Source organism: Micromonospora sp. ZG13 (assembly GCF_059359355.1).
Map to the genome: position 1 here is coordinate 130247 of NZ_JCADBQ010000003.1, position 26875 is coordinate 157121.

24 protein-coding genes are annotated in these 26875 nt (G+C 74.1%); 10 read left to right on the forward strand and 14 right to left on the reverse strand.

The genetic code is table 11. From position 1 onward, the window contains the following. Nucleotides 1-50: 50 nt before the first annotated feature. Both AC5L34_RS08155 and AC5L34_RS08160 read left to right on the forward strand, forming a co-directional pair. Nucleotides 51-983: a ParA family protein gene (locus tag AC5L34_RS08155; protein ID WP_494824328.1), complete on the forward strand. Its 933-nt coding sequence runs from the start codon at nucleotides 51-53 to the stop codon at nucleotides 981-983. Next, nucleotides 980-1516, forward strand: coding sequence for a hypothetical protein (locus AC5L34_RS08160; protein WP_494824330.1), 537 nt, complete (start codon nucleotides 980-982; stop codon nucleotides 1514-1516). The genes AC5L34_RS08155 and AC5L34_RS08160 overlap by 4 nt, the downstream gene beginning before the upstream one ends. A 33-nt stretch (nucleotides 1517-1549) precedes the next feature. On the opposite strand, the gene AC5L34_RS08165 is transcribed toward AC5L34_RS08160, so the two are convergent. After that, nucleotides 1550-2530 (reverse strand): MBL fold metallo-hydrolase, encoded by a 981-nt coding sequence (locus tag AC5L34_RS08165; protein ID WP_441174212.1) that lies wholly within the window; start codon nucleotides 2528-2530, stop codon nucleotides 1550-1552. A gap of 154 nt (nucleotides 2531-2684) precedes the next feature. Further along, a complete protein-coding gene (locus AC5L34_RS08170; protein ID WP_494824332.1) occupies nucleotides 2685-3665 on the reverse strand; it encodes a serine hydrolase in 981 nt (326 codons plus the stop codon). Nucleotides 3666-3724: 59 nt separating this feature from the next. On the opposite strand from AC5L34_RS08170, the gene AC5L34_RS08175 reads away from it, so the two are divergent. The 3 genes from AC5L34_RS08175 to AC5L34_RS08185 all read left to right on the forward strand — a co-directional run bounded on the left by AC5L34_RS08175 (nucleotide 3725) and on the right by AC5L34_RS08185 (nucleotide 6878). Next, entirely contained in the window at nucleotides 3725-4681 is a 957-nt protein-coding gene (locus AC5L34_RS08175) for a LysR family transcriptional regulator (RefSeq protein WP_441174214.1), read from the forward strand. Between the two features lie 338 nt (nucleotides 4682-5019). Next, entirely contained in the window at nucleotides 5020-6030 is a 1011-nt protein-coding gene (locus tag AC5L34_RS08180) for an ATP-binding cassette domain-containing protein (protein ID WP_101414329.1), read from the forward strand. After that, nucleotides 6027-6878, forward strand: a complete 852-nt coding sequence (locus AC5L34_RS08185) for an ABC transporter permease (protein ID WP_494824334.1) — start codon at nucleotides 6027-6029, stop codon at nucleotides 6876-6878. Before AC5L34_RS08180 ends, AC5L34_RS08185 begins: the two co-directional genes overlap by 4 nt. Nucleotides 6879-6978: 100 nt before the next feature. Here AC5L34_RS08185 and AC5L34_RS08190 read toward each other — a convergent pair whose 3' ends face one another. From AC5L34_RS08190 to AC5L34_RS08205, 4 genes are all read right to left on the reverse strand, one after another. Next, complete coding sequence (locus AC5L34_RS08190; protein ID WP_494824335.1) at nucleotides 6979-10401, reverse strand: ATP-binding protein; 3423 nt, start codon at nucleotides 10399-10401, stop codon at nucleotides 6979-6981. Between the two features lie 128 nt (nucleotides 10402-10529). Beyond that, nucleotides 10530-10847 carry a hypothetical protein gene (locus AC5L34_RS08195; protein ID WP_494824336.1) on the reverse strand — a complete coding sequence of 106 codons (318 nt, stop codon included), beginning with the start codon at nucleotides 10845-10847 and terminating at the stop codon, nucleotides 10530-10532. 80 nt (nucleotides 10848-10927) lie between these two features. After that, nucleotides 10928-11188 carry a hypothetical protein gene (locus tag AC5L34_RS08200; RefSeq protein ID WP_363623956.1) on the reverse strand — a complete coding sequence of 87 codons (261 nt, stop codon included), beginning with the start codon at nucleotides 11186-11188 and terminating at the stop codon, nucleotides 10928-10930. A gap of 16 nt (nucleotides 11189-11204) precedes the next feature. After that, entirely contained in the window at nucleotides 11205-11882 is a 678-nt protein-coding gene (locus AC5L34_RS08205; RefSeq protein WP_441174221.1) for a hypothetical protein, read from the reverse strand. A gap of 256 nt (nucleotides 11883-12138) precedes the next feature. Between AC5L34_RS08205 and AC5L34_RS08210 the strand changes: the two genes are divergently transcribed. Then, nucleotides 12139-13038 carry a cellulose binding domain-containing protein gene (locus AC5L34_RS08210; protein WP_494824339.1) on the forward strand — a complete coding sequence of 300 codons (900 nt, stop codon included), beginning with the start codon at nucleotides 12139-12141 and terminating at the stop codon, nucleotides 13036-13038. Between the two features lie 120 nt (nucleotides 13039-13158). On the opposite strand, the gene AC5L34_RS08215 is transcribed toward AC5L34_RS08210, so the two are convergent. The 3 genes from AC5L34_RS08215 to AC5L34_RS08225 all read right to left on the reverse strand — a co-directional run bounded on the left by AC5L34_RS08215 (nucleotide 13159) and on the right by AC5L34_RS08225 (nucleotide 16546). Continuing rightward, the gene (locus tag AC5L34_RS08215; RefSeq protein WP_494824340.1) at nucleotides 13159-14064 is read right to left on the reverse strand and encodes a hypothetical protein; all 906 of its coding nucleotides are present in this window, start codon (nucleotides 14062-14064) and stop codon (nucleotides 13159-13161) included. A gap of 285 nt (nucleotides 14065-14349) precedes the next feature. Further along, a complete protein-coding gene (locus tag AC5L34_RS08220) occupies nucleotides 14350-15675 on the reverse strand; it encodes an AAA family ATPase (protein ID WP_494824342.1) in 1326 nt (441 codons plus the stop codon). A gap of 22 nt (nucleotides 15676-15697) precedes the next feature. Next, nucleotides 15698-16546 (reverse strand): sugar phosphate isomerase/epimerase family protein, encoded by an 849-nt coding sequence (locus AC5L34_RS08225; protein WP_494824344.1) that lies wholly within the window; start codon nucleotides 16544-16546, stop codon nucleotides 15698-15700. Between the two features lie 183 nt (nucleotides 16547-16729). Between AC5L34_RS08225 and AC5L34_RS08230 the strand changes: the two genes are divergently transcribed. Both AC5L34_RS08230 and AC5L34_RS08235 read left to right on the forward strand, forming a co-directional pair. Continuing rightward, on the forward strand, nucleotides 16730-20002 hold the full coding sequence (locus AC5L34_RS08230; protein WP_494824346.1) for an NACHT domain-containing protein: 3273 nt from the start codon (nucleotides 16730-16732) through the stop codon (nucleotides 20000-20002). A gap of 109 nt (nucleotides 20003-20111) precedes the next feature. After that, complete coding sequence (locus tag AC5L34_RS08235; protein ID WP_494824348.1) at nucleotides 20112-20432, forward strand: GYD domain-containing protein; 321 nt, start codon at nucleotides 20112-20114, stop codon at nucleotides 20430-20432. A 166-nt stretch (nucleotides 20433-20598) separates the two neighbouring features. On the opposite strand, the gene AC5L34_RS08240 is transcribed toward AC5L34_RS08235, so the two are convergent. From AC5L34_RS08240 to AC5L34_RS08260, 5 genes are all read right to left on the reverse strand, one after another. Continuing rightward, on the reverse strand, nucleotides 20599-21432 hold the full coding sequence (locus tag AC5L34_RS08240; protein WP_494824350.1) for a peptidase: 834 nt from the start codon (nucleotides 21430-21432) through the stop codon (nucleotides 20599-20601). Beyond that, entirely contained in the window at nucleotides 21429-22733 is a 1305-nt protein-coding gene (locus AC5L34_RS08245) for a VWA domain-containing protein (protein WP_441174647.1), read from the reverse strand. Before AC5L34_RS08245 ends, AC5L34_RS08240 begins: the two co-directional genes overlap by 4 nt. A 62-nt stretch (nucleotides 22734-22795) precedes the next feature. Next, the gene (locus AC5L34_RS08250; RefSeq protein ID WP_441174230.1) at nucleotides 22796-23071 is read right to left on the reverse strand and encodes a DivIVA domain-containing protein; all 276 of its coding nucleotides are present in this window, start codon (nucleotides 23069-23071) and stop codon (nucleotides 22796-22798) included. Further along, complete coding sequence (locus AC5L34_RS08255) at nucleotides 23071-24141, reverse strand: FAD-binding oxidoreductase (RefSeq protein ID WP_441174231.1); 1071 nt, start codon at nucleotides 24139-24141, stop codon at nucleotides 23071-23073. Before AC5L34_RS08255 ends, AC5L34_RS08250 begins: the two co-directional genes overlap by 1 nt. After that, on the reverse strand, nucleotides 24138-24431 hold the full coding sequence (locus tag AC5L34_RS08260; RefSeq protein ID WP_441174232.1) for a hypothetical protein: 294 nt from the start codon (nucleotides 24429-24431) through the stop codon (nucleotides 24138-24140). Before AC5L34_RS08260 ends, AC5L34_RS08255 begins: the two co-directional genes overlap by 4 nt. Before the next feature lie 293 nt (nucleotides 24432-24724). On the opposite strand from AC5L34_RS08260, the gene AC5L34_RS08265 reads away from it, so the two are divergent. Continuing rightward, a complete protein-coding gene (locus AC5L34_RS08265; RefSeq protein WP_441174233.1) occupies nucleotides 24725-25783 on the forward strand; it encodes a DUF5919 domain-containing protein in 1059 nt (352 codons plus the stop codon). Next, on the forward strand, nucleotides 25780-26613 hold the full coding sequence (locus tag AC5L34_RS08270; protein ID WP_441174234.1) for an inositol monophosphatase family protein: 834 nt from the start codon (nucleotides 25780-25782) through the stop codon (nucleotides 26611-26613). The genes AC5L34_RS08265 and AC5L34_RS08270 overlap by 4 nt, the downstream gene beginning before the upstream one ends. The last annotated feature ends 262 nt before the right edge of the window (nucleotides 26614-26875 follow it).

Below are 26875 nucleotides of genomic sequence, written 5' to 3' on the forward strand. Positions count from 1 at the left end.
GCCGCACCGCTCCGGCGGCCCGCTACCGTTCCCGGTCTGGGGAGGTGCCGGTGTACGTCGTATCGGTGATCAACTACAAGGGTGGGGTCGGCAAGACCACGGTGACCGCCAACCTCGGTGCCGAGCTGGCCAACCGGGGGATGAAGGTGCTGCTCATCGACCTCGATCCGCAGGCCAGCCTGACGTTCGGCTTCTACGATCCCGACGACTGGCGGGACCGGCTGCGCGACGGCCGGACGGTGAAGCGCTGGTACGACGGCCTGCGCGGGGACGTCCCCGCGACGACCCTGGGCGAGCTGGTCGTCTCACCCGGCCCCGCGAACGCGCGGCTCACCGGCGCGGGCCGGCTCGACCTGATCGCGTCCCATCTCCAGCTCGTCGACATCGACCTGGCGCTGGCCCGGGCCGTGGCCGACGGCGACGAGTACGACCGCGAGCTGTTCCGGGTACGCGGCTCACTGGCCGAGGGGCTGCACGACGACGCGCTCGGCGGCTACGACATGGTGCTCATCGACTGCCCGCCGAACTTCAACGTCGTCACCCAGTCGGCCATCATCGCCAGCGACCACCTGCTCATCCCGGCGAAGGCCGACTACCTGTCCACGTTGGGCATCGACTACCTGCACGGCAACGTCCGGGAGCTGGTCGACCAGTACAACGCCGACGCCCGCCGGTTCGCCACGACCCGCCGGCACCACAAGGTCGCCCCCGGCGTCGCCGGCGTGGTGTTCACCATGATCCAGGTCATGGCGCAGCGGCCGATCGCCGCCCACCAGGGCTACATGGACCAGGTGCGGGCGCTCGGCCTGCCGGTCTTCCCCACCTCCCTGCGGGAGAACGTCACCGCGTTCGCCACGAACGCCCCGCGCGGCGTGCCGGTGGTGCTCCGCGACCGGGTCGCCACCCCGGCCGTCCGCGACGAGCTGCGCCAGCTCGCCACCGAGTTCCTCGACCACCTCCAGCCCGAGCGGGTCGGGGCGTGACCGGGCCGGCCCGCGATGTCGCCGAACTGGTGGCCGCGCTGCTCCGCGCGCTGCCCGCCGCCGACCTCGCCGCGCTGGCCGAGGGACGGGCCCGCCTCGCGGTGGTGCCGGTCGACGCGGCGCCGCCCGCCGCGCCGACCGATCTGCTCGCCTCCGTCGGCAACCCGGCCACCGACGGGGCCACCCCGGCCACCGCGCTCCCCGACCGGGCCGCCCCGGCCACCGCATCCTCCGACCGGATCACCCGCGCTGGGCGCCCGGGCACGACAGCCGCCGCCCCCGCCCGGCTGCCCGCCCGGCGGGCGGCACCGGCGCCGGACCCGGCCCGGGCCCGCGCCGCGCTGGCGGCCATGGCCCGGCGCGACGACGGTACGGCGTACCTCTCCGGCTGGACCGCCCGCGACCTGCGGGTGCTCGCCGCGAGCCTGGAGCTGCGCGGGGTCGCCGGGCTACGCAAGGCGGACCTCGTCGGCCGGATCGTCGACCGCACCATCGGCTACCGGCTCGACTCCGCCGCCATCCGCCGGCTCTGATCCGACCGTGGCGGCCCCGGCCACCGACCGTCCTCAGAAGTGGTACGCGGTGTGGTACTCGGGCACGATCACGCGGCTGCGCGGGGAGACCCGGCGTACGGCCGCGACGAGCGCGTCGAGCCGCTCGCGGTCCGACGGCGCCACGGGCACCGGGTTGCGCAGCTCGGTCTCGAAGTTGTCGAAGTGCACCGGCACCACCACCTTCGGCCGGTCCAGGGCGTCGAGCAGCCGCTCGGCGTAGTCGGCGGTGGCCGTGCTGCTGGGCAGCGCGACCATGGCCACGTCGGGGGCCAGCCCGGTCAGGTTGCGCTCGGCGAAGTCGCTCGCGCCCATGAAGAACACCGACGGGCCGTCGGAGACCCGCAGCAGGTAGGCGAGGGTGTCGCCCTCGGGCAGGTCGGCGATGGTCGCCGGCTTCGGCGGCGGGCTGACCCGTACGCCGGGGAAGGCCATCGAGTAGGACGCGTTGCGGCTGTGCAGGGAGCTGACGACCTCCACGGTGTACGCGCCGAAGTCCAGCACCTCCCCGCCCCGCACCGGGCTTAGCCTGCCCGACGGCAGCCCGTACGCGAGCCCCAGGTGGTAGGCGGTGAGCGTGCCGATCACCCGGGCGCCGGTGCGCCCGACGATGTGCGGGGTGTCCATGTAGTGGTCCCAGTGGGTGTGCGTGACGAGCACCGTCTCGGCCCGGTCCACCAGGGAGTCGACGACGTCGGCGCGGACCTTCAGCTCGGTGGCCTGGTCGAAGGCGCCCTTGAACAGCCCGGTGTCGATCCGGCTGAGGAACGGGTCGACCAGGACCGTCCGGTCGCCGATGTCGATGCGCCAGGCCGACGTACCCCACCAGCGGAAGCTGACCGGGCCGCGGCGGCGGCCCACCGGGGCGGCGGCGACCGGTGCGGTGGTCGGCGGCACGGCGTGCGCCGGGGCGGCGCCGGCGAGCCCGCCGGCGGTGACCAGCGCGGTGCTGGCGGCGGCGTCGCGCAGGAAGCGGCGGCGGTCGAGGTTGGGCATGCGGAACTCTCCCCGTCGTGGTGCTGATCGGTCGGTGCCGAGCCAATCAGCACGAACCCCGCCCGGTCCAAGATCCGGGTCCGACACGGTCGATATCCGCCGGCATATCGGGCCAGCTCGGCGGGGTCTTCGGCGGGGTCTCGCGGCCGGAAAGTCAGCCGGCGCGCAGGGCCTCGACGGCGGTCCGGGCGGCCTGGCCCATCGCCAGGTCCACGTCGATGCGGCGGGTGGCGAGTTGGCTGGCGCGGACGAAGACGGCGACGGCGTACCGGCCGCCGTCGGGATACTCGACCACGCCGGCCTCCAGGTGCAGGCCCGGCAGGGTGCCGGTCTTGCCGGCCACCCGTACGCCGGGCGGGAAACCCGAGGCCAGCCGGGTCCAGAAGAGCTGCCGGGCCATCCAGCCCCGGACCATCTCGCACGCCTCGGGCGGGCCGGCCTCGTCCCGCCAGATCAGGCCGAGCAGCCGGGTGATCTCCCGGGCGGTGCTCGACGTGGTGTGCGCCGGGTCGAACATCCGCATCGCGCGGACCCGCTCGGGCGGCAGGGTCGGGAAGATCCGGGCGAAGTCCGCCTCGGTACGCGCGCCGACGTCGGCGAGCATCGTCTCGACCAGCTGCCGGGGGCCGCCGACGATCCGGGTACGCGGCAACCCCAGCTCGGCGGCCAGCATCGGCAGCACGTCCGCCCCGACCCGGCGCAGCAGCAGGTCGGCGGCCGTGTTGTCGCTGACCGACATGGCGAAGTACGCCAGGTCCCGCAGCGACACCTCGGCGTCGTCGGCGCAGCCGGCGATCCCCCACCCGCCGAGCCGGTCGTCGGCGGTGACGAGGACCCGCTCCCGGGGGTCGAGCTGGCCGGCGACGACCTGCCGGGCGAACTCCAGCACCAGCAGTACCTTGAAGATCGAGGCGATCACCACCTGCTCGTCCGCCCGGAGGGCCACCTCCCGCCGGCCACCCGGTCGTCCCGCTCCCGCGAGCCCCGGCCCTCCCGGCCCCGCCTGTTCGTCGGCCGCGACGCAGCTCCCGTCGGCCGCGTCGCAGCTCCCGTCGGGCGCGTCGAGGTCGACGGCGTGCAGGCAGCCGACGACCCCGGCCCGTTCGAAGATCCCGCCGATCCGCTCCGTCGCCACCTGCGCACCGTAGCCGCCGCCCGCCGGCCCGCGTCGGGGCGCTGGCGTAGGGTCCGGCCGTGGACCTGCTCCGGCACCTGCGCCACTTCGTGGTGGTCGCCAACGAGCTGCACTTCGGTCGCGCCGCCGAGCTGCTCGGCATGGCCCAGCCGCCGCTGAGCCAGTCCGTGCAGCGCCTGGAGCGGGAGCTGGCGGTCGAGCTGTTCGACCGCTCCCGCCGGCAGGTGCGGCTGACCGTCGCCGGCCAGTTGCTCCTCGGCGAGGCCGAGGAACTGCTCGCCGGGGAGGGCCGGCTGCGCAACCTGATGCGGCAGGTACGCGACGGGGTGTCGGGGGTGCTCCGGGCCGGGGTGCCGCCGGAGACCCCCGCGGTGACCCTGCGCGAGCTGCTCGACCGGCTGGCCGGGCGCGCCCCCGGCCTCGACGTGGACCTGCACGAGCTGACCAGCGGCGAGCAGGAACGGATGCTGGGCGAGGGGCGGCTGGACGTCGGCCTGCTCCACCACCCCGTCACCGACGGCGGGCTGCGCCTCGGCGCCGCCGTCGACGTACCGCTGGGGGTGCTGCTGCCGCGCGCCTCGACGCTGGCCCGGGGCCGGGAGGTCGAGCTGGCGGCGCTGGCCGGCCTGGACCTGGTGACCGCGCCCCGGGCCACCGCGCCCGGCTGGCACGACCACCTGCTGGAGGTCTGCCGCCGGCACGGGTTCACCCCCGGCCGGGTCCGCCCGGCGCGCAACCCGGAGTTCCTCTTCGGCCTGGTGCTGGCCGGCGGCGGGGTGGCCGTCGAACCGGCGGCGACGGCCCGTCGGGAGCCCCGGATCGCCTGGCGGCCGATCGCCGGATCACCCCTGGTCCGACGCACCTCGGCGGCCTGGCCGCGCCGGGCCGCGCATCCGGCCGCGCCGATGTTCGGGCAGCTCGCGGCGGAAGTGCTCGCCGACGGGTCGGAGCCCCCGCCACCGCCGCCCACGCCGTCGCCCCGCCCCTGGCCGGTGCTCTTCGACGAGCCGGCCTGACGCCCGCCGCCCCGCCAGTTCCGATCTGGCGGGGCGCTGGCCGTCGTCTAGCGCCTCCCGGGTGGGACCGGAGCCGGGAGGGGGACCCCGACGTACAACCACAGCTTCCCGGGCTCGTTGAAACAGAGTCGACCACGCGTACGACGGGTGGCCGAACCGGTCGGCATCGTGTCGTACGGGTGCGGTTCCATCGGCCGGTACCCGACCGGCTCCGCACGGTCTTCAACCGCGCCGCACGCCGGCACGACGGGCTACGTCGGCCGGGTGGACCCGCGCGACGGTCGTGCCCCGCGCCCGTACGTCTCCTGAACGTGTCACGCATGAGGAAGGTAGAACGCATGAAACGCACCACCGGCCTGGCCATCGAGGCCGAGGGCCTGACCCGGTCGTTCGGGGACACCCGGGCGCTCGCCGGCATCGATCTCCAGGTCCCGGCCGGCACCGTCTACGGCCTGCTCGGGCCCAACGGCGCCGGCAAGACCACGGCGGTACGGGTGCTGGCGACGCTGCTGCGCCCCGACGGCGGGCGGGCCCGCGTCTTCGGTCACGACGTCGTCACCGAGGCCGACGCCGTACGCGCCCGGATGAGCCTGACCGGCCAGTACGCCTCCGTGGACGAGGACCTGACCGGGCTGGAGAACCTGATGCTCCTCGCCCGCCTGCTCGGGCACCGCAAGCCGGCCGCCCGGGCGCGCGCGGAGGGCATGCTCGCCGCGTTCGGCCTGACCGAGGCGGGCGACCGGCAGGTCAAGAAGTACTCGGGCGGCATGCGGCGGCGCATCGACATCGCGGCGAGCATCCTCAACACCCCCGACCTGCTCTTCCTCGACGAGCCGACGACGGGGCTGGACCCGCGCAGCCGCAACCAGGTGTGGGAGATCGTGCGGGCCGTCGTGGCGCACGGCACGACCGTGCTGCTGACCACGCAGTACCTGGACGAGGCCGACCAGCTCGCCGGCCGCATCGCGGTGGTGGACCACGGCCGGGTGATCGCGGAGGGCACCCCGGGCGAGCTGAAGTCCTCGGTCGGCTCCGGCACCGTCCACCTGCGACTGCGCGACCCCGGGCAGCGGCCGGAGGCGGAGAAGCTGCTCCAGGCGGCGCTCGGCGTACCGGTGCAGCTCGCACCCGATCCGGTCGCGCTCACCGCGCGCGTCGGCGGGGCCGGCAGCGACCTCGACGCCGGCGCGCAGGCCGCCCGCGCGCTCGGCGACCTGGCCCGCGCCGGGATCGTCGTCGACGACTTCTCCCTCGGTCAGCCGAGCCTGGACGAGGTCTTCCTGGCCCTGACCGACCACCCCGCCGTCGCGGCCGACGAGCGGGACGATGAGCTGGAGGCAGCCCGATGAGCAACGCCACCACGACCGGGCGCGCCCCGTCCGTCTACGTACCGTCGGCGGAGGCGCTCTGCACCGTCCTCGCGCCCGGCGCGCGACCGCCCCGACCGAGCGCGCTGTCGGCGTCGCTCGCGTTCGGCTGGCGCGCGCTGCTGAAGATCAAGCACGTGCCGGAGCAGCTGTTCGACGTGACGGCGTTCCCGATCATCATGGTGCTGATGTTCACGTACCTGTTCGGCGGCGCCCTCGCCGACAGCCCGCGTGACTACCTCCAGTTCTTCCTGCCCGGCATCATGGTGACGAGCGTCGTGATGATCACCATGTACACCGGGGTGGGGCTGAACACCGACATCGAGAAGGGCGTCTTCGACCGGTTCCGCACGCTTTCGGTCTGGCGGCCCGCCCCGCTGGTCGGCATGATCTTCGGCGACGTGCTGCGGTACGTGCTGGCGGCCGTGGTCATCCTCGGCGTCGGGCTGGTGCTGGGGTTCCGGCCCGACGGGGGGCTGCCCGGTGTGCTGGCCGGGATCGGCCTGCTCGTGGTCTTCTCGTTCGCGTTCTCCTGGGTCTGGACGTTCTTCGGTCTCGTCCTGCGCAGCGAGAAGTCCGTGATGGGGGTGAGCATGATGGTGCTGTTCCCGCTGACCTTCCTCAGCAACGTGTTCGTCGAGCCCGCGACGATGCCCGGCTGGCTCCAGGCGTTCGTCAAGGTCAACCCGATCACGCAGCTGGTGGCCTCGGTACGCGCGGTCATGTCGGGCACGTCGGACGCGTCGGCCACGATGTGGACGCTGCTGTGGAGCGCCGGCTTCGTGGTGGTCTTCGGCACGCTGACGATGTACCGCTACAACCGCCGCTGACCGATCCACCGGACGGGCGTCGCGTGGGTCGCGGCGTCCGTCCGCCGGGCCGGCTGCGCGCGGCTGCCGGCGTGCGCGAGGGGGATCGGTCGCGGATCGGCTACAGGCGCCAGGGCAACGGGTCGGGCGGGAGGTAGCGGCAGGTGCTGCCCGTGGACACGGTGTCGCGCAGGTGGCCGGCGAGCGCCGGGTGGCGCTGGTCGAGCTTGCGCAGCGCGTCCCGGATGCGGGCGGTCACCGCCTTGCGGGCCCGCTCGGCCTCGTCGCCGAGGCGACGGCTGCGACCGGCCAGCCCGGCGGCGGCGCGCAGCTCGGCGAGCAGGGCACCCCGCTCGGCGTCGAGGTCGGCCATCCGCCGCCGGTCGCCGCGCTCGGCGGCCCGGTCGATCTCGTCGTCGAGCCGTTCCAGGTGCCGCCGGTAACGGGCCTTCGCCTCGTCGTCGAGGACCGGGTCGCCGCCCATCCGGCGGGCCGCGACGAGTTCCGGCCCGGCGGTCGGGTCGAGCAGTTCGACCGCAGGGACGTCGACGCCCGGCCGGCTCAGCAGCACGTGCAGGTCGCGCAGCCCCTTCGCGTCGGGCAGATGCACCACCACGCCGGCGTACGCGAGCTGCCAGACCGGCCCGTCGCGGCGGAACCCGTACGCCCGGCCCGGCGCCTGCTCGCCGGCGGACGCCTGCCTGCCGCCGGACGGCTGCGCCACGGCGGCACCGGTCGGAACGGCGGCGCCGGCCGGCACCCGCGGCCCGGTCGCCGCCCGCGGTTCGTGCGGCCCGGTCGCCGCCTGCGGGCCGGGCGGCCAGACGACCGCCACCTGCGGAGCGGCGACGAGGTTCGGGACCGGGCCGGTGATCGCGAGGAGGGCCCCGGAGTGGCCGACGGGCGGCGCCCCGGCCTCCTCTGCGCCGGTGAGGCGTCGGGTCACCTGGTGCATGCCCAGGTCGGTGGCGTCGCGGGCGGTGGCCTCGCGCAGCGCGGCGGCGGCCGCGACGTCGCCGGGGCCGTCCCGCCCGGTCAGCGCGTCGGCCAGGGCGGCACGGGCCAGGACCGACCACGGGCGGGCGCCCAACCGGTCGGCGGAGTCGCGGGCGGCGGAGAAGCCGGCCACCGCGTCGTCCCAGCGTCGCTGCGCGGCGTCGACGAGGGCCAGCCAGTGGTCCACGGGGCCGCTCAGGTCGCAGCCGAACAGCGCCGACATCCACTGCCCGCGGTGCGGTCGCAGGGCCTCCCGGACCTCGGCGCAGCGCCGGGGGTCGCGGGTCGCGGCGGCGACCCCGGCGCGCAGCCGCAGCCACAGCGGCGACACCGCTCCCGGGTACGCCGTGCCGGCGGCCTCGATGCCGGTGACCAGCCGCAGGGCCGACCCGGTGTCGCCGCGTTCGACGGCGGTGATGCCCCGGAGCAGCTCGGGATGGGGGTAGCCGGTCGAGGAGAGCTCGTCGAGGAGGGCGGCGTCGGAGCGGCCCTGGAGGTGCAGCCGGGACCAGCGCAGATGGTGACCCATGAAGGCGAAGTCGGAATGGTCCCACTCGCCGACGCCGGCCAGCTCGCCGAACAGCTCGTCGGCCCGGGCGAAGTCGCCACGGAACGCGGCGATGATCGCGTCGTCCATGGTGGCGGCGGCGCGGTGCCGCACGTCGCCCCGTCGGGCGCCGGCCACGAAGGTGGCGAACTCGTCGTGGTAGCGGGGGTCGCCCAGTTCCAGCAGCGCGACCCAGCGCAGCGCGGTGGCCCAGAGCACGGTCTCCGCGTCGCCGCCCCGGCGCGCCACGTCCCGGATCTCGGCGGTGATCGCGGCCCGGTCGCGGGCCGAGCCCAGCCCCCAGGTGGTGTCGTGGCGGGCCCAGAGGCTGAAGGTGAGCGCCTCGTCGTCGTGCCCGCGCCGGGCCAGGGACTCCGTGGCGGCGATCAGATCGGTGACGAGCGTGCTGACCGGGACGGCGCCGGCGGACTCGCCGATCAACCGCCGGTACGCCTCCCGCACGACGCCCTCCGGGTCGGGGACACGTCTGGAGCCGTCGGCGTGGCGGCGGTGCACGACGAGGGCGACGTGGGCCAGCACCACCGGGTCGTCGACCGCCACGGCCAGCGTGACGGCCTCGGCGAGCAGCCGCCGGGCCTCGTCGCCGCCGCCCGCGTGGTGCAGCAGTTGACCCAGCTCGATCATGATCTTCACGCGGCCGGCCGGGTCCTCCGCGACCTCCAGCGCCCGGCGGAAGTGCACCACCGACTCGTCCACCGCCAGCCGGCCACCCGCGTCGCGGGCAGCGGCGACCAGCAGCTCGGCGGCGCGCGACGGGTCGAGGTGGGCGCCCGCGAGATGGGCGTGCCGGGCCAGGTCGGCGGGGATCAGCCGCTCGGCGAGCGCCGGCGCGCGGTCGACGGCCCGCACGAGCGCGGCGTGCCGGGAGCACCGGTCGTCGTCGGGCAGCGCGTCGTAGAGGGTCTCCCGCACGAGGTCGTGGACGAAGGCGAACCGGCCACCGCCCCGGGACACCACGAGCCGGGCGGTCACCGCCCGGTCGAGGAGCCGGTCGGCCTGCGCCGCGGGCGTGCCCGCGTACGCGGCGAGGACCTGGCGGTGGAACTCCCGGCCGAGCACGGCGGCGGCGGTGAGTGCCTCGACGACCGCCGCCGGCAACTGGGCGAGACGGCGGCGCACCGCCTCCCGTACGCCCGGGGGGATCGCGCCGACCCGCCCGTCGGCACGCCAGATCCGGGCGGTCTGCTCCACGAAGAACGGGTTGCCGCCGGTGCGCCGGTGCACCTCGTCGAGGAGAACGGCGTCGGGTGCCCGGCCCGCCGTGCGGGTCATCAGCGCGGCCACCTCGTCGCGGGACAGGCCGGTGAGGGTGAGCGTGGTCGCCTTCGCCACCAGTGGCATCAGCAGCTCGCGCAGCGGGTGGTCGGGGGACTCGACCTCGGCGTCGCGGTAGGTGCCGATCAGCAGCAGCCGCTCGAACCAGGTGTGCTGGGCGGCGAACCGCAGCAGCCGCATCGAGGCGGGATCGGCCCAGTGCAGGTCGTCGAGCACCACCACGACCGGACGGCGCTGCGACGCCGCGACCAGCGCGGTGGTCACCGCGTCGTGCAGCGCGAACTCCTCCTGCTCGACGAGGTCGTCGCCGGCCGGACCGCCGGTCGCCTCGTCGGCCTCGCCGTCCGTCGGCTCGCCGGCGGTGCCGCCGGTCGCCTCGCCGAGCAGCGCCGCGAGGCCCGGCTCGGCCGCCTCGCGGGCCACGGCCCAGTCGTCGGACGAGCGACGCAGACCGCGTAGCACCTGCACCCAGGGCCAGTAGCCGGGCGCGCTGTCGGAATCCCAGCAGGCCGCGCCGAGCACCAGCGCGCCCCGCCGACGGGCCTCGCCGGCCGCCGCCGTGACCAGCGTCGTCTTGCCGATGCCCGGCTCCCCGGCGACGAGGACCAGGCCGCCGTGGCTGGCGGTCACCCGGTCGACCTCGGCGCGCAGCAGGGCCGCGGGATGCTCCCGCCCGATGACGGCCTCGTCGTACCGCGGATCCATGACGCCCAGACGGTAGCGGAACGGTGGGACATCGCGAGCCCTTTACGCGGGGCGACGCCGCGGCGGACGGGCGTCCGCTCGGATCCACCCGGCGGTTGGTCGCCCACGAGGGCGGGGCGGTCAGGTGGTCAGCGGGCGTCGGTGACCACCTGGGAACAGGCGGCACAGGCGGCGCGGCCCTGTTCGGCGTACCACCGGCAGGTCCGGCGGATCGCGCAGCGCGGCAGGTCGTCCTCGGCTGGACCGGCGACCTCCCGGAACGACGCGGCCACGCGTTCACCGAGGCCGCAGTGCTCGCCCGTCCAGAAGCCGCACTTCGCGGTGACGCACGGGCCGGCGAGCCGGTACCGCGACTCGACCGGGGTGTCCGTGCCGGCCTGGGCGAGCGCGACCTCGGCCGGGAGCGGCGGTGTGACGTAGGCGACCCGCCCCGCCGGAGTGATCATGCCGAGGAACACCGTGGCATTGGCCGCGGGGGTACTCGGGCACATCCGCTCCGGCGGGTCCGGCCGGTGGACGGGATCCGTCACCGCTGCATCCAGAAGCCGATGTCGTTGATCTTCTGGCCGAGTTCCTCGGCGAACGGGCCGTCGATGACCCACATGCCGTACCACTCGGGGCGGAGCTTGATGTTGGCGTGCCCGACGGCGAGCGGGTTGGTCAGCCGCTTGCCCGCGGCGGTGAGCGCGTTGAGCCCGGCCTTCTGGATCTCGCTGGCGATGAGGCTCTGCTGTTCGGTCGTCAGATCGACACCGTCGACGACGAAACGGAATTCGCTGCGTGCCATGTCCTACCTCCGATGGTCAGTACGTGTCGGTCCGCAGCCCGCGCCGCAGGCCCGCCCTGGTGAAGGCCGCCCAGCCGGAACGGGAGGTCGGGTCGGCGGTGTGCCCGGCCCGCCCCAGGTGCTCCCGCCAGTCCGCCGCGTCGGCGCCGCGCAGCCCCCACAGTTCGCGGCAGGCGGTGACCGCGAACGCGACCTGCTCGGCCGAGCCGGTCCAGCCGGCGGGGCCGTCGATCACCCGGAGCGCGCCGCCGGCCTCGACGCGTACCGACGGGAAGTGGTGGTGCAGGCTGGCGAGGGTGGCCAGGTGAGCGGCGTCCGACCGCCCGGCGGCGAAGGCGTCCCGCGTCTCGTCGTCGCGGGTGACCCGGATGGCGTGCAGCGTGAAAGCGGCACCGTCCGCGCCCACCCGCCCCGACACCTGCACCGGCGGGCTCCAGGCGTGCGGTGAGTTGGCCGACCAGAAGGCCAGCCAGGCGTCGAGACGTTCGTGGAAGTCGGCCTGGAAGCGGGCCGGCGCACCCGCGAGCCGGGCGGTGGCGATCCGGTCCCGCACGACGAGGGACCGGGCCGGCGCCGCTGCGCCGGCGGGTGGTGCGGCGCGGGCGGCGCCCGCCGCGCCGACAGTGACCGCCGAGGCGGCAGCGGCGCCGATCAGTATCCGCCGCCGGGACAGTGAGGTATGGGAATCGTTCATGGTCCGCCTTTCGTGGACGGCCTGTGCCACGAAACGCTATCGACAGACGTAGATCGTCTGGGCCGTCGATCTATCGGTAGACCGACATGAATCCAGGTGATCGACGGCGGCGCGAATCCGGCGGCTGTGCTGTCGGCCGCCGTCGCACCGGAGACGGGCCGAAGTCCACTTCGGAAGGCGACGACACCCGAGGCCGACACCCCGGGGAACACCTAACGATTGATAAGCGTCCATTCCTGCTCGTAGCATCGCCACCATGCGTGTCCGTCGCGTCACCACCGCCGTCGTCCTCGCCGCGCTGCTGGGCCCGCTCGCCGTGGATGCCGCACGGGCGGACGACGCCCCCGCGCTCACCACGCCCGGCAGCCCGGTCGTCGTGGTCGACCAGCCGCACCTGCTCACCCTCTCCTGGGCGCCCTCGACCTGGGTGGGCGAGCCGGCCGGCGAGGAACCGATCACGTACGAGGTGCGGGCGCAGCTCGGCCCGCACGTCTACCGCAGCCTCGGCAGCACGACCGCCACCACCCTGACGCTGACCAACCTCGCGCCGGGCAGCGAGTACCGGCTCGTCGTCAACGCCTACACCCTCGGCGGCTACTCCGACCCCTCCCCCGTCACACCGGTCCGCACGGCGTACGGGCGGGCGAAGGTCAGCTACCTCAACCTCGACTGGTCGCCGACGGACAACCAGATCCAGCACGTCCTCCAGGTCGTCAACACCGGCACCGGGCCGCTCGACCTCGCCGACGTGCGGGTGCGCTACCACGTGACCTTCGAGGGCGGCGACACCTCGCTGGTGCTCAACTGCGACTGGGCGGCGCTGGGCTGCGACCGGATCCGGCGCACGACGACGCTCTTCCCGCCGCCCCTGCCGCCCGGCGGGCCGTCGACGCCGGCACCCACCCCGACGCCGACCCGCTTCCCGCCGCCGGGCACGCCGATCCCCGGCTGGGTGGAGCTGACCTTCACCGACGGCGTCCTCGCCCCGGGCGCGTCGTCCGGGCCGATCCAGTTGCGCCACCACCGGCCCGGCTGGACCGACATCGACGAGCGCGACGACCCGAGCTGGCGCGCCGCCACCGGCCAGTGGGCCGACAACAGCCGGATCACGCTCGACGTCGACGGCGTGCGCGAGTTCGGCGACACGTTCGCCTGACGCGCGGCGACGACCGCTCGCGAACACGGGCCCGACCGGCCGGAGTGACGGCGGCGGCGCGGGGTTCGGCCGGTGGCGCCGGCCCCGGGTCGGGGCGACGCCACCGGCCGGTGCCGCCGGCTACGCCGTCGCGCAGATGGCGTACGCGGTGCTGGTCCAGTTGCCGGTGAACGTGTCCTCCTCGTACGCGCCGACGGTGGCGGTGGCCGGCGCGGCGGCGGGACCGCCGTTGGGGCGGAAGTCGTCGACCACGCCCTCGCCCGTGACGCCGTTGAGTTCGTAGCCGGCCCCGGTCAGCACCTTGCCGAACGGGCAGGCCGCGGCGACGCTGTGGAAGTCGTTCGAGTCGCTGGGGCTCACCGCCGAGATGCGGGCCAGGCCCGCCAGGGGGTTGGCGCAGATCGCGTACGCCGTCGCGGACCAGTTGCCGGCGAAGGCGTCGGCCTCGTACGCGCCCACGAAGACGGAGGTCGGCGCGGCGGCCACGCCACCGTTGGGCCGGAAGTCGTCGACCACCGCCTCGCCGGTCGCACCGTTGAGCTCGTAACCCGTCCCGGTCAGCACCTTGCCCACCGGGCAGGTCGCCGTGACGCTACGGAAGTCGTTCGAGTTGCTGGCGCTGGCCGCCGAGACGCGCACCAGTCCCGTGACCGGGTTGGCGCAGATGGCGAACGCGGTGAGGGACCAGTTGCCCGCGAACGCCTCCGCCTCGTACGCCCCGACGGTGACGGCGGTCGGCGCGACGGCCGGGCCGCCGTTGGGCCGCAGGTCGTCGACCACCGCCTCGCCGGTCGCACCGTTGAGCTCGTAACCCGTCCCGGTCAGCACCTTGCCCACCGGGCAGGTCGCCGTGACGCTACGGAAGTCGTTCGAGTTGCTGGCGCTGGTCGCGGCGATCCGGACGAGGCCGGGGACGGCGGCCGACGCGGGAGCGGCGGGGACGATCACCCCGGCCGCCACGGCGGCGCCGAGGAGGAGGGCGACCGCGCGGGGTCGGGGCCGGCGGGCGGCTGGCTGAGCTGACATGTGACTCTCCTGTCTGTCGCCTCGGTGGCGGCCTCCCGCAGATGTGGGGTCCGACCGGCACGAAGGCGGTGCGATTGACGAATCTCACGCTAGGTAGTCACTCGACCAGGCATTATCTCCAAGCCGACTACGTCAAGTAGTCGACTGCTCGCCCCGACGACGGAGCGCCAGCCCGCCCGAGGGCCCGCGCCGACGCCGCGCGGCCCCCGGACGGCGTACGCGGCCGTCAGCGCGCGGTCGGCCACCACCCGTGGCGCGGCCGGCGGCGAACGGCGTACGGCCGCGTCAGGCGGTCGCCGTCGTGGCGGCGAGCAGGGCGAGGATCGTCTGGTTGGCCTCCCAGCCGTCGGGGAACCTGACCGGCACGTCGAGGTGCACGATCTCCGTCGACGGGTGGGCGTCCAGCAGCTCGCCGATCCCGGCGCGCGCCACGACGACGCACGCGTGCCGGTGCCGCGACGTCAGCACGCACAGCCGCCCCGACTCGAGGTGGAACGCGGTCGCGTCGCGGCGGCCCGACAGCGGGTGCAGCACGATCGTCACGTCGTACTCCCGGCCCTGGAGCCGGTTGGCGGTGTCGACGGTGATGCCCGCCCCGGCCTCACCCAGGTGCGCGCGGATGGCCGCGACCTGGTCACGGTGGGCGGCCCCGACGGCGATCCGGTCGGCGGTGACCGGCGCGCCCGCCGGGGCGTGCTCGCTGACGGCGACCGCGCCGCGCTGGAGCACCCGCAGCGCCAGGGCCGCACAGGCCGAGGCGGCCTCGCCATCGGTACGCAGGGTCTGCCGCGCCGGCAGCTCGTGCAGGGCCCAGCCGGTGGCGGCGGCCAGCTCCACGGTCCGGTCCAGGGCGTCCCCCGCCCCGGGCTCGGCGAGGTGCAGCGCCCGGTCGGCGGGGCCGGTGCCGGCACGGAACCCGGTGAACGGGTAGAACGCCGCCGCGACCACCGGCGCCGCCGAGGCGGGCAGCCGCCACGACACCGGCAGCCGGTGCACGGGCAGCTCCGGGTTGTGCCGCAGCAGCACCGCCACCGCCGACTGCATCGGGTCCCAGGTCAGGCCCGTCCAGCGACCCGTCTCCACGGTCGAGAACGGGTCGAGCTGACCGGGGTCGCCGACGAACAGCGCCCGCTCGAACCGCCCGGCCACGCGCAGCAGGGCGTCCGAGCGCATCTGGTACGCCTCGTCCACGATCGCCCACGGCCAGGAGCCCTCGGCGACCGTGGCCCACTTGGCGGCCGTACCGATGATGACGGCCGGACCGCCGAGGTCGGCGACCTTCGCGGCGACCCGGACCGTCTCGTGGCCCCTGACCCGCTCGGACGGCCGGTAGTCGGCGGCGGACAGCCGGCCGATGCGCAGCTCGGGCGCCTTGCGCGCCAGCCGGTCGATGAGGTCGTCGACCTGCTCATTGGTCTGCGCGACGATGATCAGCGGCTCGCCGGCGGCGGCCAGCTCCACGGCGGCGCGCACCACCAGGGTCGACTTGCCGGCCCCCGGCGGCGAGTCGACCACGACGCCGCGATGGTCGCCGGAGCGCAGGTCGGCCAGTACGGCGGTGATGACCCGCTCCGCCTCGACCGCCGGCGGCACCTCCAGCCCGGAGCGCATCGATCCCACCTTCCCCCGAGGTCTACGGGAGATTACGCCCGGTCAGGCCGCGCAGGAAGGCCAGCCCCTCGACGGCGAGGGTGTCGGGGTCGGCGGTGAGGGGCCGCCACACGGACATCGGCACGGCCAGCGCCTCGGCGGTGAACGACTCGATGTTCACCTGGCCGCGGTAGCCGATGCCGGTCAGGGCGTCGAACATCCCCGGCCAGTCGAGGTGGTCGCCGCCGGGCACCCCACGGTCGTTGCCGCACACCTGCACGTGCGCGAGCCGGTCGCCGGCCAGCCGGACGGCGGCCGGCAGGTCGCGCTCCTCGATGTTCAGGTGGAAGGTGTCCAGGGCGAGGCCCAGGCCGGGGACGTCGGCCACCACCTCCAGCGCCTGCTCGACGGTGTTGAGCAAGCTCGTCTCGAACCGGTTGAGCGGTTCGAGAGCGATCGTCACGCCCTGGCCGGCGGCCTCGTCGGCCAGGGGCCGGAGCCGCTCGACGAGGCGCGCGACGGTGGCCCGCCGGGCGTCCGCGTCCAGCAGCCACCGCCGGCCGGCCGGCGCGTAGAGCGGGCCCGCCACCACGGCGGCCCCCACCCGGCCGGCGGCCCGCACGCACTGCCGCACGAACTCTTCCGTACGCCGTACGACCTCCTCGTCGTCGGCGAGCAGGTCGTGCTCGGGCAGCAGGCCGGCGCAGACGGCGGGGGCCAGGCCCAGCCCGGCGAGCAGGCCGGCGGCGCGGTCGGGGTCCCAGTCACCGGGCGCCTGGACGGTCAGCTCGACGGCGTCGAAGCCCCAGGCCCTGATCCGTGGGGCCAGTTCGGCGAGCGCCTCGTCGGTCAGCGGCGCCGCCCACGCCCACGTGTTGATGCCGATGCGCATCCGTACCCTCTCGCCGTCGCCTCGATGAGACCGTCGACTGTAGAGGGTCCGGCGCCTCTGGCGTGACCGGCCGGCGCGGGAACGCCGAAACCGGGCTCCCACCTGCGGGAACCGCATTAACGTGAACGTGAGGGCCGGGACGCCTCCGTCCGTCGACCGGCCACGTCGACCATGGGGGTGTCCGTGCGCGGGCCGAAACGTGGTCCGGTCTGGGCGGCCCAGCTGTGGCTACGCCAGCGCCGGCGCCGGTGGCGTACCCGACGGGAACGCCGGACGGAGCGGGACCGCCGCCGACGGTCCGACGAGCGGGCCAGCGGCCGGGTGCGGTGGCGCTACCGCCGCTGGCTGCGGTGGACGATCGTCGCCGTCGCCTGGGCGTTGCTCGGCTGGACCGTGCTCTCCCTGGTCCTGACGGTCCTCGACACCGAGCCGCGCCTCCTGCCGGTCACCCGGTGGTGCGGGGGAAACCAGCCGAGGGCGTACTACTGCGGGCAGGTGCAGGGCTTCGTCAAGCCCCTGATGGTCGCGGCGCTGGGCGTCGCGTTCTTCTACTACTGGCGCTACGTCCCGGTCCGCCGCTGGTATCGGCACAGCGTGATGCGCAACAGCCGGATGGTGCTGCCCAGCGCCGAGCGGGGCCTCGACCCGAGCGACGTCGTCGGCCGCGACGAGCTGTGCGAGTTGCTGATCCAGCGGCTGCGCGACCGGGCGACCCGGCGACCGCTGCTCCTGGTGGGCGGCATCGGCACCGGCAAGACGGCCACCCTGGCGCGACTCGCGGAGATGCTGATGGCCGCCGACGTCGTACCGGTCGGGGTCGACCTGCGCAGCGTCACCGATCCGGAGAAGCTGAACTTCCGCCAGCTCGCCCTCGCGCAGTTCGAGAGCACCATCGACACCCGGCTGCGGTCCTCGGGCGAGGCCGACCGGATCTGGCGGCGGCTCTGGCTGGAGAACCGCCTCGTGGTGCTCGCCGACGGGCTGGAGGAGAGCCTCGCCGACGCCGGCGAGCCCGCCGACCGGGACAGCGTGCTACGGGACGCGATCCACACCGCGGTCCGCGAGCGCCTACCCCTGGTGGTCGCCTCGCGTCCCGACGATCCGCTGCGCGGGCTGGACGCGCTGCTGCTGCAACTGGAGCCGCTCGCCCAGGGCCCCGCCCTGGAATACGTGCGGGCCCGCAGCCACCGCTCGGAAGCGGGCCACCGGTGGGACCGCATCAGCGAACTGGTCAAGGCCGCCGACGTCGCGGACTCGCCGTTCTACCTGCGGATCATCGGGCAGCTCCACGAGGTCGACCGGCTGGACCGCGTCGAGCCGACGGGGCCGGGCAGGGCCGCGCTGCGGTGGTGCCTGCTGGAGGAGTGGTACCACGCCACCGTCGCCGGTGACCTGTACGAGGACTACGGCCTGCCGCAGGTCGAGCGCTCCGACGCGATCGAGGTGCTCTCCGCCCTCGCCTGCCTCGGACTGCGCGACAACCGGCTGTTCGTGCGGACGACCGAACTCACCGGCGGCGACACCGCAGACGCCAGCCGGCAGTGGATCCTGACCGAGCTGCGGAACCGGCTGTGCAAGCTCGACGCCGACAACGCGCAGGACGTCGGGCTGGCCGAGACCACCGGGGACGCGCTGAACATCGTGCTGAAGCGGCAGGACGGGGTGCGCTTCCAGCACGGCGTCGTCCAGGCGTACCTCGGCTCGCGCTTCCTCACCGCCGCCACGCGCGACCCCGGCTTCCTCGCCCGGGCCTTCGGCCACCACCACGGTCCCGGGCGGGAGCTGCTGGCCGCCCTCACCCTGCACGCCCGCAGCGCGGGCGCGTTCGAGCAACTGGACGGGCGACGACGGCCGACCGTACGGGCCGGGAACCTGCCGCGCCTCGGCGACGCCGTACGGCGGAAGGTGGGGCTGCCCGTCGACAGCCGGGACGCGAACGCCACCCGGAAGAGGTCGATCGACTTCCTGCGGCGGCTCTGCGACGAGGCCGCGCGGACCCGCAACCGCACGCGGGCGCTGGAGATGTTCGCGGCCGCGCTGGAGATGGACGCCGCCACCGGGCACACCTCGCACCGGCGACTGGCCGACGCCATCCGCGGCGCCTGGTGCCACTATCAGGGCGACGGGTCCGTCACCGACCGCCCGCTCGAGGACGCCAAGATCGCCCTCGTGCACCGGTACGGCGACGCCGCCCGGCAGCTCGTGGACCGGCCACCCGCCCCCACCGGGTTCCGGTCGCAGCGGCCCACCCCGCAGTACGACCAACTGTTCCTCATGATGGCCGACGAGACGTCCTACCTTCCCCGGCTGGCCGCGGCCCGCGAGATCGCCGCCGGCGGCAACGCGGCCGTACGGGCGCTGCGCAACCTGCCGTTCGAGCAGGCGGACGACTCGCCGGGCCGGGAACGACTCGACGAGGTGCGCACCTGGCTGACGCCGTCGCTGTTCCTCTACGCCGACGACGCGCACGCCCCCGGCGAGCCGAACTGGCGGCACGAGGCCCACCGGGCCCTGCGGCACTGGGTGCACCGGCTGGTCACCGACGCCACCGACGGCGCCCGCGTCTACGAGCTCACGCTCGCCCAGGGGTTCCGCCTCGCGGCGAACTGCCGGGTCTATCCGGCGCACCGCAGCCTGCTGATCGAGGAGGCCGAGAAGGCGCTGCGGCACTCCCGGTTCTGGTACTCCCACCTGGTGCTCATCCAGGCGCTGACCCTGCTGGCCCTGCCCCGCGACCCCGGCGAGACGCTGCGCGAGCGGGGCCACGGATCGGACCCGCGCGGGCTGGTCGACTTCTGGACCTCGATCGCCGGCGGCCGAGACCGCGCCCCGTACCGCCACAGCGGCACCGACCATCCGCTCGTCCGCAAGGTCGCGGACCTGTGCGTCGAGTCGCTCGTCGACCGGCACCCCGAACGACGCTGCTGGATCGACGAGCGGGAGATCGTCGGGCGGGTGGGCACGGTCAGCCCGCAGCCCGGCATCCGCCGGCTCCAGGACTCCTGGCTGCCCGCCTCGCACGGCTGGGCCGTCCTGGAGCCCCGGGCGCAACGGCTGCTGGCCGACGTGATGCTGCTGCTCAACCTCGCCGACCGGGGCCAGAACGGCATCGAGCGGGCCCGCCGGCTCACCCGGGCCAGCCGGTCCGACCTGCCCCCGTGCCTCACCATCGACCGCAGCGCCATGCGGGTCACCCTCAGCCGCCGCCAGGCGCACGACGTCCAGCCGGGCTCCACCTGCATCGACGACTGCCCGTTCCGGCTGTGCCCACTGCCACCGAAGGGCGACGAGCTGCCGTACCAGATGGAGGAGGTCTTCTGCGCCCACCAGATCGACCTCGTCGGGCACTGGTTCCGGCCCGGCGCGCGGGCCGACTGGCAGGCGGTCAACCGCAGGGACCTGCGTACGTTCTGGCGCGAGATGTCCGAACGGATGGCGCCAGCGTGGCGGAAGTGAGCTGGCGAGCCCCGGCGTTCTGGCTCCGCCCGGCCGCGTCCCGGTGAGCGGCAGGACTAGACACCGGCAGACCGGGTACGCGCGGCCGGGATCTGGAGGTGGTGCCCGGATGGCGAAGTTCCTGTTCACGGCGACCTACACGGTCGAGGGGATCAACGGGTTGATGAAGGACGGCGGGACGAGACGCGCCGAGGTGATCCAGGCGTTGATCGAGAACACCGGCGGCCGGATGGAGTCGCTGCACTTCGCGCTCGGCACACACGACGCGTACGTGATCTGCGACCTTCCCGACCAGCAGACCGCCGTCGCCCTGGCCGCCACGATCCGGGCGGCCGGCGGTTTGGACACCCGGGTCAACCCGCTCCTGACGCCCCAGGACATGGACGAGGCGCTCCGGATGAAGGTGGCCTACCGGCCGCCGGGAGCCTGACCCGTCGACCCGCTCACCACGGGAGTCGACGTGACGCTGTGGGCTGCCACGGTATTCCGGCCGAATCCCGGCGGTGGAGCAGGGCGGGCAGGACCTGTTCGGTCGCGCCCGCCCTGCCGTCATCGTCGATCTGTTCGTGTACTCGCGCGGTGACCGTACGTAGGCCTCAGCCGACGCGCTGGCGGGGGCGGGTCAGGGCGAAGCCGACCACGCCCGCGACGGCGGCCAGGATGCCGCCGGCGATGGTCCAGTACCAGCGCGACGACAGGCTCGGCCACCGGACCCAGTCGAACCAGCCGTCCTCCTCGTCACCGGCCGCCGACGGGGCTGGCGCGCTGGCGGTCGGGTCGCCGGCGAGCACCTTGCCCGGGTTCACCGCCGGGACCAGGGGCTCCTTCAGGTCGCCGCCCTCCGGCTCGGTGTCGTCGTCGGACTCCACCCCGACGAGCAGGCTCACCTCGATCGGCAGGCCCAGCTCCTGCTCCGGCAACTCGGTGCCGGACAGCCGGACGTAGTACGTGCCCGGCAGCGGGTCACCCGACCACGGCTCGGCCCACGAGCGCACCTGGCGCAGCTCGCAGTCGAGTTCGACGGTGGCGGCGCTCTTGGACGCCACCGGGGCCTGTGCCCCGGCGACGCACGCCTGCCGGCGGCGCAGCCCGTCGAAGACCTCGACGGTCCAGGTGGAGTCGCCCTTCCGGCTCGCCGCGGCGGGCAGCGACACGGTGGCCGCCACGTGATGGGTGTCCCCCGCCTCGGCCGTGAACGACCAGTACAGGTAGTCGCCCACGGAGGCACCGACCCGTACGGGCTGGCCGGGGCTGATGCCGGCGGCGGTGAGGAACGAGGTGCCGGCCTTGTTGATGGTGGCGGCCCCCGGCGACGGGGTGGGCGTGTCGGCGCCGGCGGCGGCCGGCAGCGCGACGGCGATACCGGTGGCGGCGAGCAGCACCGCCGCCCGGCGGGCCGAGATCAGGGCCGGAGCCTTCCGCATCGTCATCGGGTCCTCCAGACCGCTACCCACCAACGGGTCAGCCAACCAACGATCAACCCACTGAGCAGACCCGCGAGGGTCAGTACGCCCAGCAGCACCCAGCCCCGGCCGAGGCCCGGGCTGTTCGGGGCGGGCGACGCGTCGACCAGGTCGACGGTCAGTTCGAGCGGCATGCCCGGGGCCTGACCGGCACCCGCCTTGGCGGAGAAGGAGTTGCTAACGACCAGGCAGACGACGGTGGGCTCGGGAGCCTTCTCCGTCGAGTCGGAGAAGAGGCCGCCCTCGTCGCCGTCCTCCGACTCCTCCTCGTCGTCGTCCGCCGCCGCCCAGCGCACGCCGGTCGACAGCACGTCGGTACGACCGCTGCCGGCGTCGTTGCCCCGGACCAGTTCCCGCCCGTCGGTGGCGGTGGCCCGCAGCAGTACGCCGTAGTCCCGGTTCAACGGCCGGTCCAGGCCGATGCTCACCGAGGCCCGCAGCTCCTGCCCCGGCTGGACCGGGATCCGGTACCACCGGTGCTCCTCGAAGCGCTCCCGGTCGGTGTAGACGCCGGGGGTGAGCACGGGTGCCTTGGCGCAGACGTCGGTGCCGGCCACCTTCGCCGGCGTCTTGGCGTGCGTGTCCTTGGCCCGTTCCACGAGCTGTTTGATCCGCCGGGTCAGGTCGTCCTTGCTCTGCGCGGAGGTATAGGTGCCGCCGGTCGCCGAGGCGATGCAGACGAGCTGCCTGCGTACCTTCTCGTCGGGGATGAGGCCGAGCGTGTCGACCACCAGTTTGGTGCCCTGGGCGGCCAGCTCGCGGGCCACCTCGCAGGGGTCCGGCGGCGCGCAGGTGTCCTCGCCGTCGGTGATGAGCACGATGCGCCGGGTGGTCTCGCCGGTGCCGAGGTCCTTGGCCGCCTCGCGCAGGGCCAACCCGACGGGGGTGAAGCCGGTCGGGCGCAGGGTGGCGATGGCGTTCTTGGCCTTCACCCGGTCGACGGGGCCGACCGGTACGAGCTGCTGGGTGTCCTGGCAGCCGACCTTCTTGTCGTCGCCGCCGTAGGTGGCACCGAGGACCCGGATGCCGAGATCCGTCGTCTCGGGCAACGCGTCCACGACGTCGTTGAACGCCTCCTGCGCGACGGCGATGCGGGAGCGCCCGCCGATGTCCTTGGCCCGCATCGAGCCGCTCACGTCGAGCACCAGCTCCACTTTGGGCGGTTCGACGGGCTCGGTCTCGTGCTCGTCGGCGTAGGCGGGAACGCCCAGTGTCGGGAAGGCCACCAACAGTCCTAAAAGGACTGCCGGAAGCCGTCGTTTGATCATCACGGCGCCGATCCTAGTGATCATCGTGCTCGTGGCCGATCGGGTGGCGTCACTCCGTCCACTCAGGAGGAACCGGCCTGCCGGGCGCGCGAGCGCTCCTCGGCGTGCCGGGTCTGCCAGGTGCGCAGCGCCTCCTTGATGCGGTGGTTCTCGGCGCGGGTCAGGTCGAGCTGGCGGGTGCGGTCGCGCAGCTCGTGGGCGAGGCGGCACAGCAGCGCGTCGACCTCGTCGACCCGGTAGCCGCGCCGGCCGAGCGGCGTACGCGGCAGGGTGACGTCGAGGACCCGGTCGGGGGTGAGCGGGCCGGGCAGGGCGTGGCGGCTGCGGTAGACGGCCATCAGGGCACCAGCTCCGCCGGCAGGTGGATGCGGTCGGCGGACACCCCGGCGGCGAGCAGCCGCAGCCGCGCACCGGCGAGCATCGGGGGCGGGCCGCAGACGTACACGTCGTGCTCGGGGCGGCGGTGGCCGAGGGCGACGGTGAGGGCGTCGCCCCGCTCGGCAGGCTCGGCGCCGGGGTCGTGGCTGAGGGCGGGCACGACGGTCAGCCAGTGGTGGGCACGCTGGAGGCTGTCGAGGGCGGGCGCGTCGTACAGGTCCGCGAAGGTGCGCGCGCCGACGACCAGGGTCACCCGCCGGCCGTCGGGCGCGGCGGCGACCTGCTCGACCAGGGCGCGCAGCGGCGCCAGCCCGGTGCCCCCGGCCACGAGCAGCAGGTCCCGCCGCGCGGACGGGTCCAGGCAAAGCCCGGCGTCACGCGGCGGGCCGAGCCAGAGCAGCTCGCCGGGGCGTACGTCGTGGACGAGGCTGTGGGCGACGGCCCCGGCGGCGATGGCGCGGACGTGCAGCTCGACGGTGCCGTCGGGGCGCGGGGCGTTGGCCGGGGAGAGCCAGCGCCAGCGGCCGGGCCGGCGCGGCGTGCAGACCGGGACCGCCTGGCCGGGCCGGAAGGGCAGGCGCTGCCAGGGGCGTACGGTCAGAATGGCGATCGTGTCGCACGGCCGGTCGTGGCCGATCACCTCGGCGGGGCACCAGGCTGGCCCGTCGTCGGCGCGGGCGACGGCGCGGCGCACGGCCTCGTCGGCGCGGCGGCCGGCGTGCTCCCAGGCATCGGCGAGCCGCCGCGTCCACAGTGGGCGGGCGTGCCGGGCGACGGCGGCGAGCAGCGCGTCGCCGATCGTGGCGGCGTGTGGCAGCAGGCCATGCTGGCGGTACGCGCGGCCGAGCACCGCCAGCAGCGCCGCCCGCCCGGCCGGGCCGTCGCCGCCGACCGTGAGGCGGCCGAGCGCGGCGAAGAGCAGCGGCGCGTCCCGCTCGGGGAGCAGGCCGGGGCGACGATCCTCCAGCGTGCACCAGAAGTCGTCGACGCCCCGCTCGACGGCCGTCTCCCAGGCGGCGGCGATGGTCACGCGCCCACCTCGCCGGCGAAGGCCCGGCGGGCGCGGGCGATCCGCTCGTCGGGCACGTCGAGCGCCCAGAGCACCCCCGCCAGGTAGTCGACGACGCGCCGGTGCTGCTCCTCCGACAGGCCGAACCCGCGCCACGGGTCGGTCGCCGGCTGGCCCTCGACTGCCGCGGCGAGGCCCGCCGCCAGGTGCGCGCCGAGCCGCTCCAGGTCGACCCCGATGAGGTACGGCGACAGCTCCGCGTCCGCCACCACGAGCCGCAGCCACTGGCCGACCACCTCCTGCACGGTCACGCCCAGCCGCCCTGCTCGGGTCGGGCTTCGGCTTCCTCTGCGGTGGCGATGGTCAGTGCCGGGATGACGTCGATCAGGGTGGTCACGTTCTTCTGCCCCTCGCGTTGCGGCTGGTGGAGTGGCGCCGGGGTGGGCGGGAGCGGAGCTGTGTCGTTCGGGGACCGACGCAGTTCCGGAGCCAGCACCCGCCCCGGGCCATAGATCCACCATTTCTGAGCTTCGGGAAGACCAGAACGACCACGCACTGCACTTGGCCAGTAACTGCGCTGCATCTGCTGCCGGTAAGGTGCACGATGACCGTTCTCGACATGATCGAAGGCGGCACGATGACACCCGTGCAGCGATGGACCGGCCGCGAGACGAAGACACTCCGCCATGCGCTCCGCATGAGCATCCGTGACTTCGCCGTGCACCTGGGCGTGGCCGAACGGACCGTTTCCAAGTGGGAAGCCGGCGGGGAGTACGTGAACCCCCGCCCGGAGATGCAGGCGGCCCTGGACACTGCCCTCGCCCAGGCTGCCCACGAGGCGCAGCGCCGGTTCGCCGCGGCGCTACCTCAGGCGAACCCGCCAGCCCCGGGCTCCAGGGACGTGCTCGACCTTGGAGCCGCCGCGCGCGAGCAGGTTGCCCGAACTCGTCAAGCCCTCGGACTTAGCGTCGGAGACTTCGCCGCCGCGCTGGCCCGAACGCTGACTTGGCGGCCCACCGGTGACGACATCACCAACTGGGAGACGAGCACAGTCCCACCCGGCGATGTGGTCCTCGCGCTCTCCGCGATTCTCGACCCGTCCGGCGCGGGCAACGTGGGTGAGGAGCGGTTCGGAGACCTCGTCGCCGTCCACCCGAACCGCTCCGAGTTCTCCACCAACATTCCGCCCGATCAACTGCTCGGCGGCGCGAGCACTGTGCGCGCCGTTGGCCTGTCGCTCAACCTCCTGTCGCAGGGTTACCCGGATCGCCGCTGGCACGAGCTGGTCGAGGCCGGTGCGCACGTCCGCCTTCTGTTCCTCGATCCATCGGGGCAGGCTGTCCAGGCACGCGAGGCGGAGGAGGGCTTTCCGGCGGGGCAGTTGTCCGGGCTGACGAAGCTCAACATCGAAACGCTGATGCGTGTACGTGACCGGCTACCCGACGGGTTCCACGACCGCATGGAACTGGCGGTCTACGACGATACGTTGCGCTTCAACGTCATCCTGGTCGACGATCTCTGCGTCGCGCAGCCGTACCTCGCGGAGAGCCGAGGGGTCGACTCCCCCGCGTTCGTCGCCAGACGGAGACAGGCTCGCGGCGGACTGTATCCGGTGTTCGAACAGCACTTCGAGACGCAGTGGCGACGGGGGCAGCAGTTGTGAGCGACTACGGGCCACTGTTGCCTGTTGCGATCGAGGCGGTTGCGCGGGCGGCCGAGGACATGCGGCGTAAGCCACCGGGTGCACTCACAGCCAAGGGCGACCGCGACATGGCGTCCGCGTTGGACTACGAGATCGAGCGCAGCGTCCGCGAGCTTCTCCGCGTCGCGACTCCCGACATCGGGTTCCTCGGCGAGGAGGACGGCATCAGCGGGTCGGGAGAGCTGCAATGGGTGCTCGATCCGATCGACGGAACGGCCAACTTCGTGCGAGGCATCCCGCTCTGCGCGGTGTCGCTCGGGCTGCTGCACCGCGGCGAGGCGGTCCTCGGCGTCATCGAGCTGCCCTTCCTCCGCAACCGTTACGCCGCCGCTCAGGGCGACGGCGCAACGGTCGACGGCAGCCCGATTCAGGTGAGCCAGACGAGCCGACTGAGCGAGGCGATCGTGGCCATCGGCGACTACGCCGTTGGCGAGGGTGCGGCGGACAAAAACCGACTCCGGCTCGCCCTGACCGCGCAGCTCGCCGAGTCCGTGCAGCGGGTTCGAATGACCGGCACGGCGGCGCTTGACTTGGCATGGCTGGCCGAAGGCAAGCTCGATGCCGCGCTTACGCTATCCAACCATGTCTGGGATATGGCAGCCGGTGTGGCCATCGCCCGCGAGGCAGGCGCTCAGGTAGTGGACTGGGACGGCACCAGGTACGGCACTAACTCGTCCGTAACGTTGGGCGTCACGCCCGCCCTGGTTGATCACACGCTCAGTCAGTTCCGAGGGCACGAGTCACTCCTTCTGTCCGAGATCCGACAAACAACCACCACAGATATCGAATAGATGAATCGAATCACCCCAAAGTTGCACGGCTGTGGGCTGTGGAGGCTACACAAACCTTCGGTTGCTGACTATTGTTTCGCTCCGCCACCCCTCACGCCCAGAAGCAGGCTTAGATCTCCCCGTATCAGCAAACAGCACCGAGAAGTTGCCACCGATCTCAAACGAGCCCATGAGCCGATCCAAATCTCTTCATCCCCACAGGCACTCCAACCAGCCACCACGGTCCCGGTCGCCGCACCGATCAAGCCCTAAGTGCACAAAT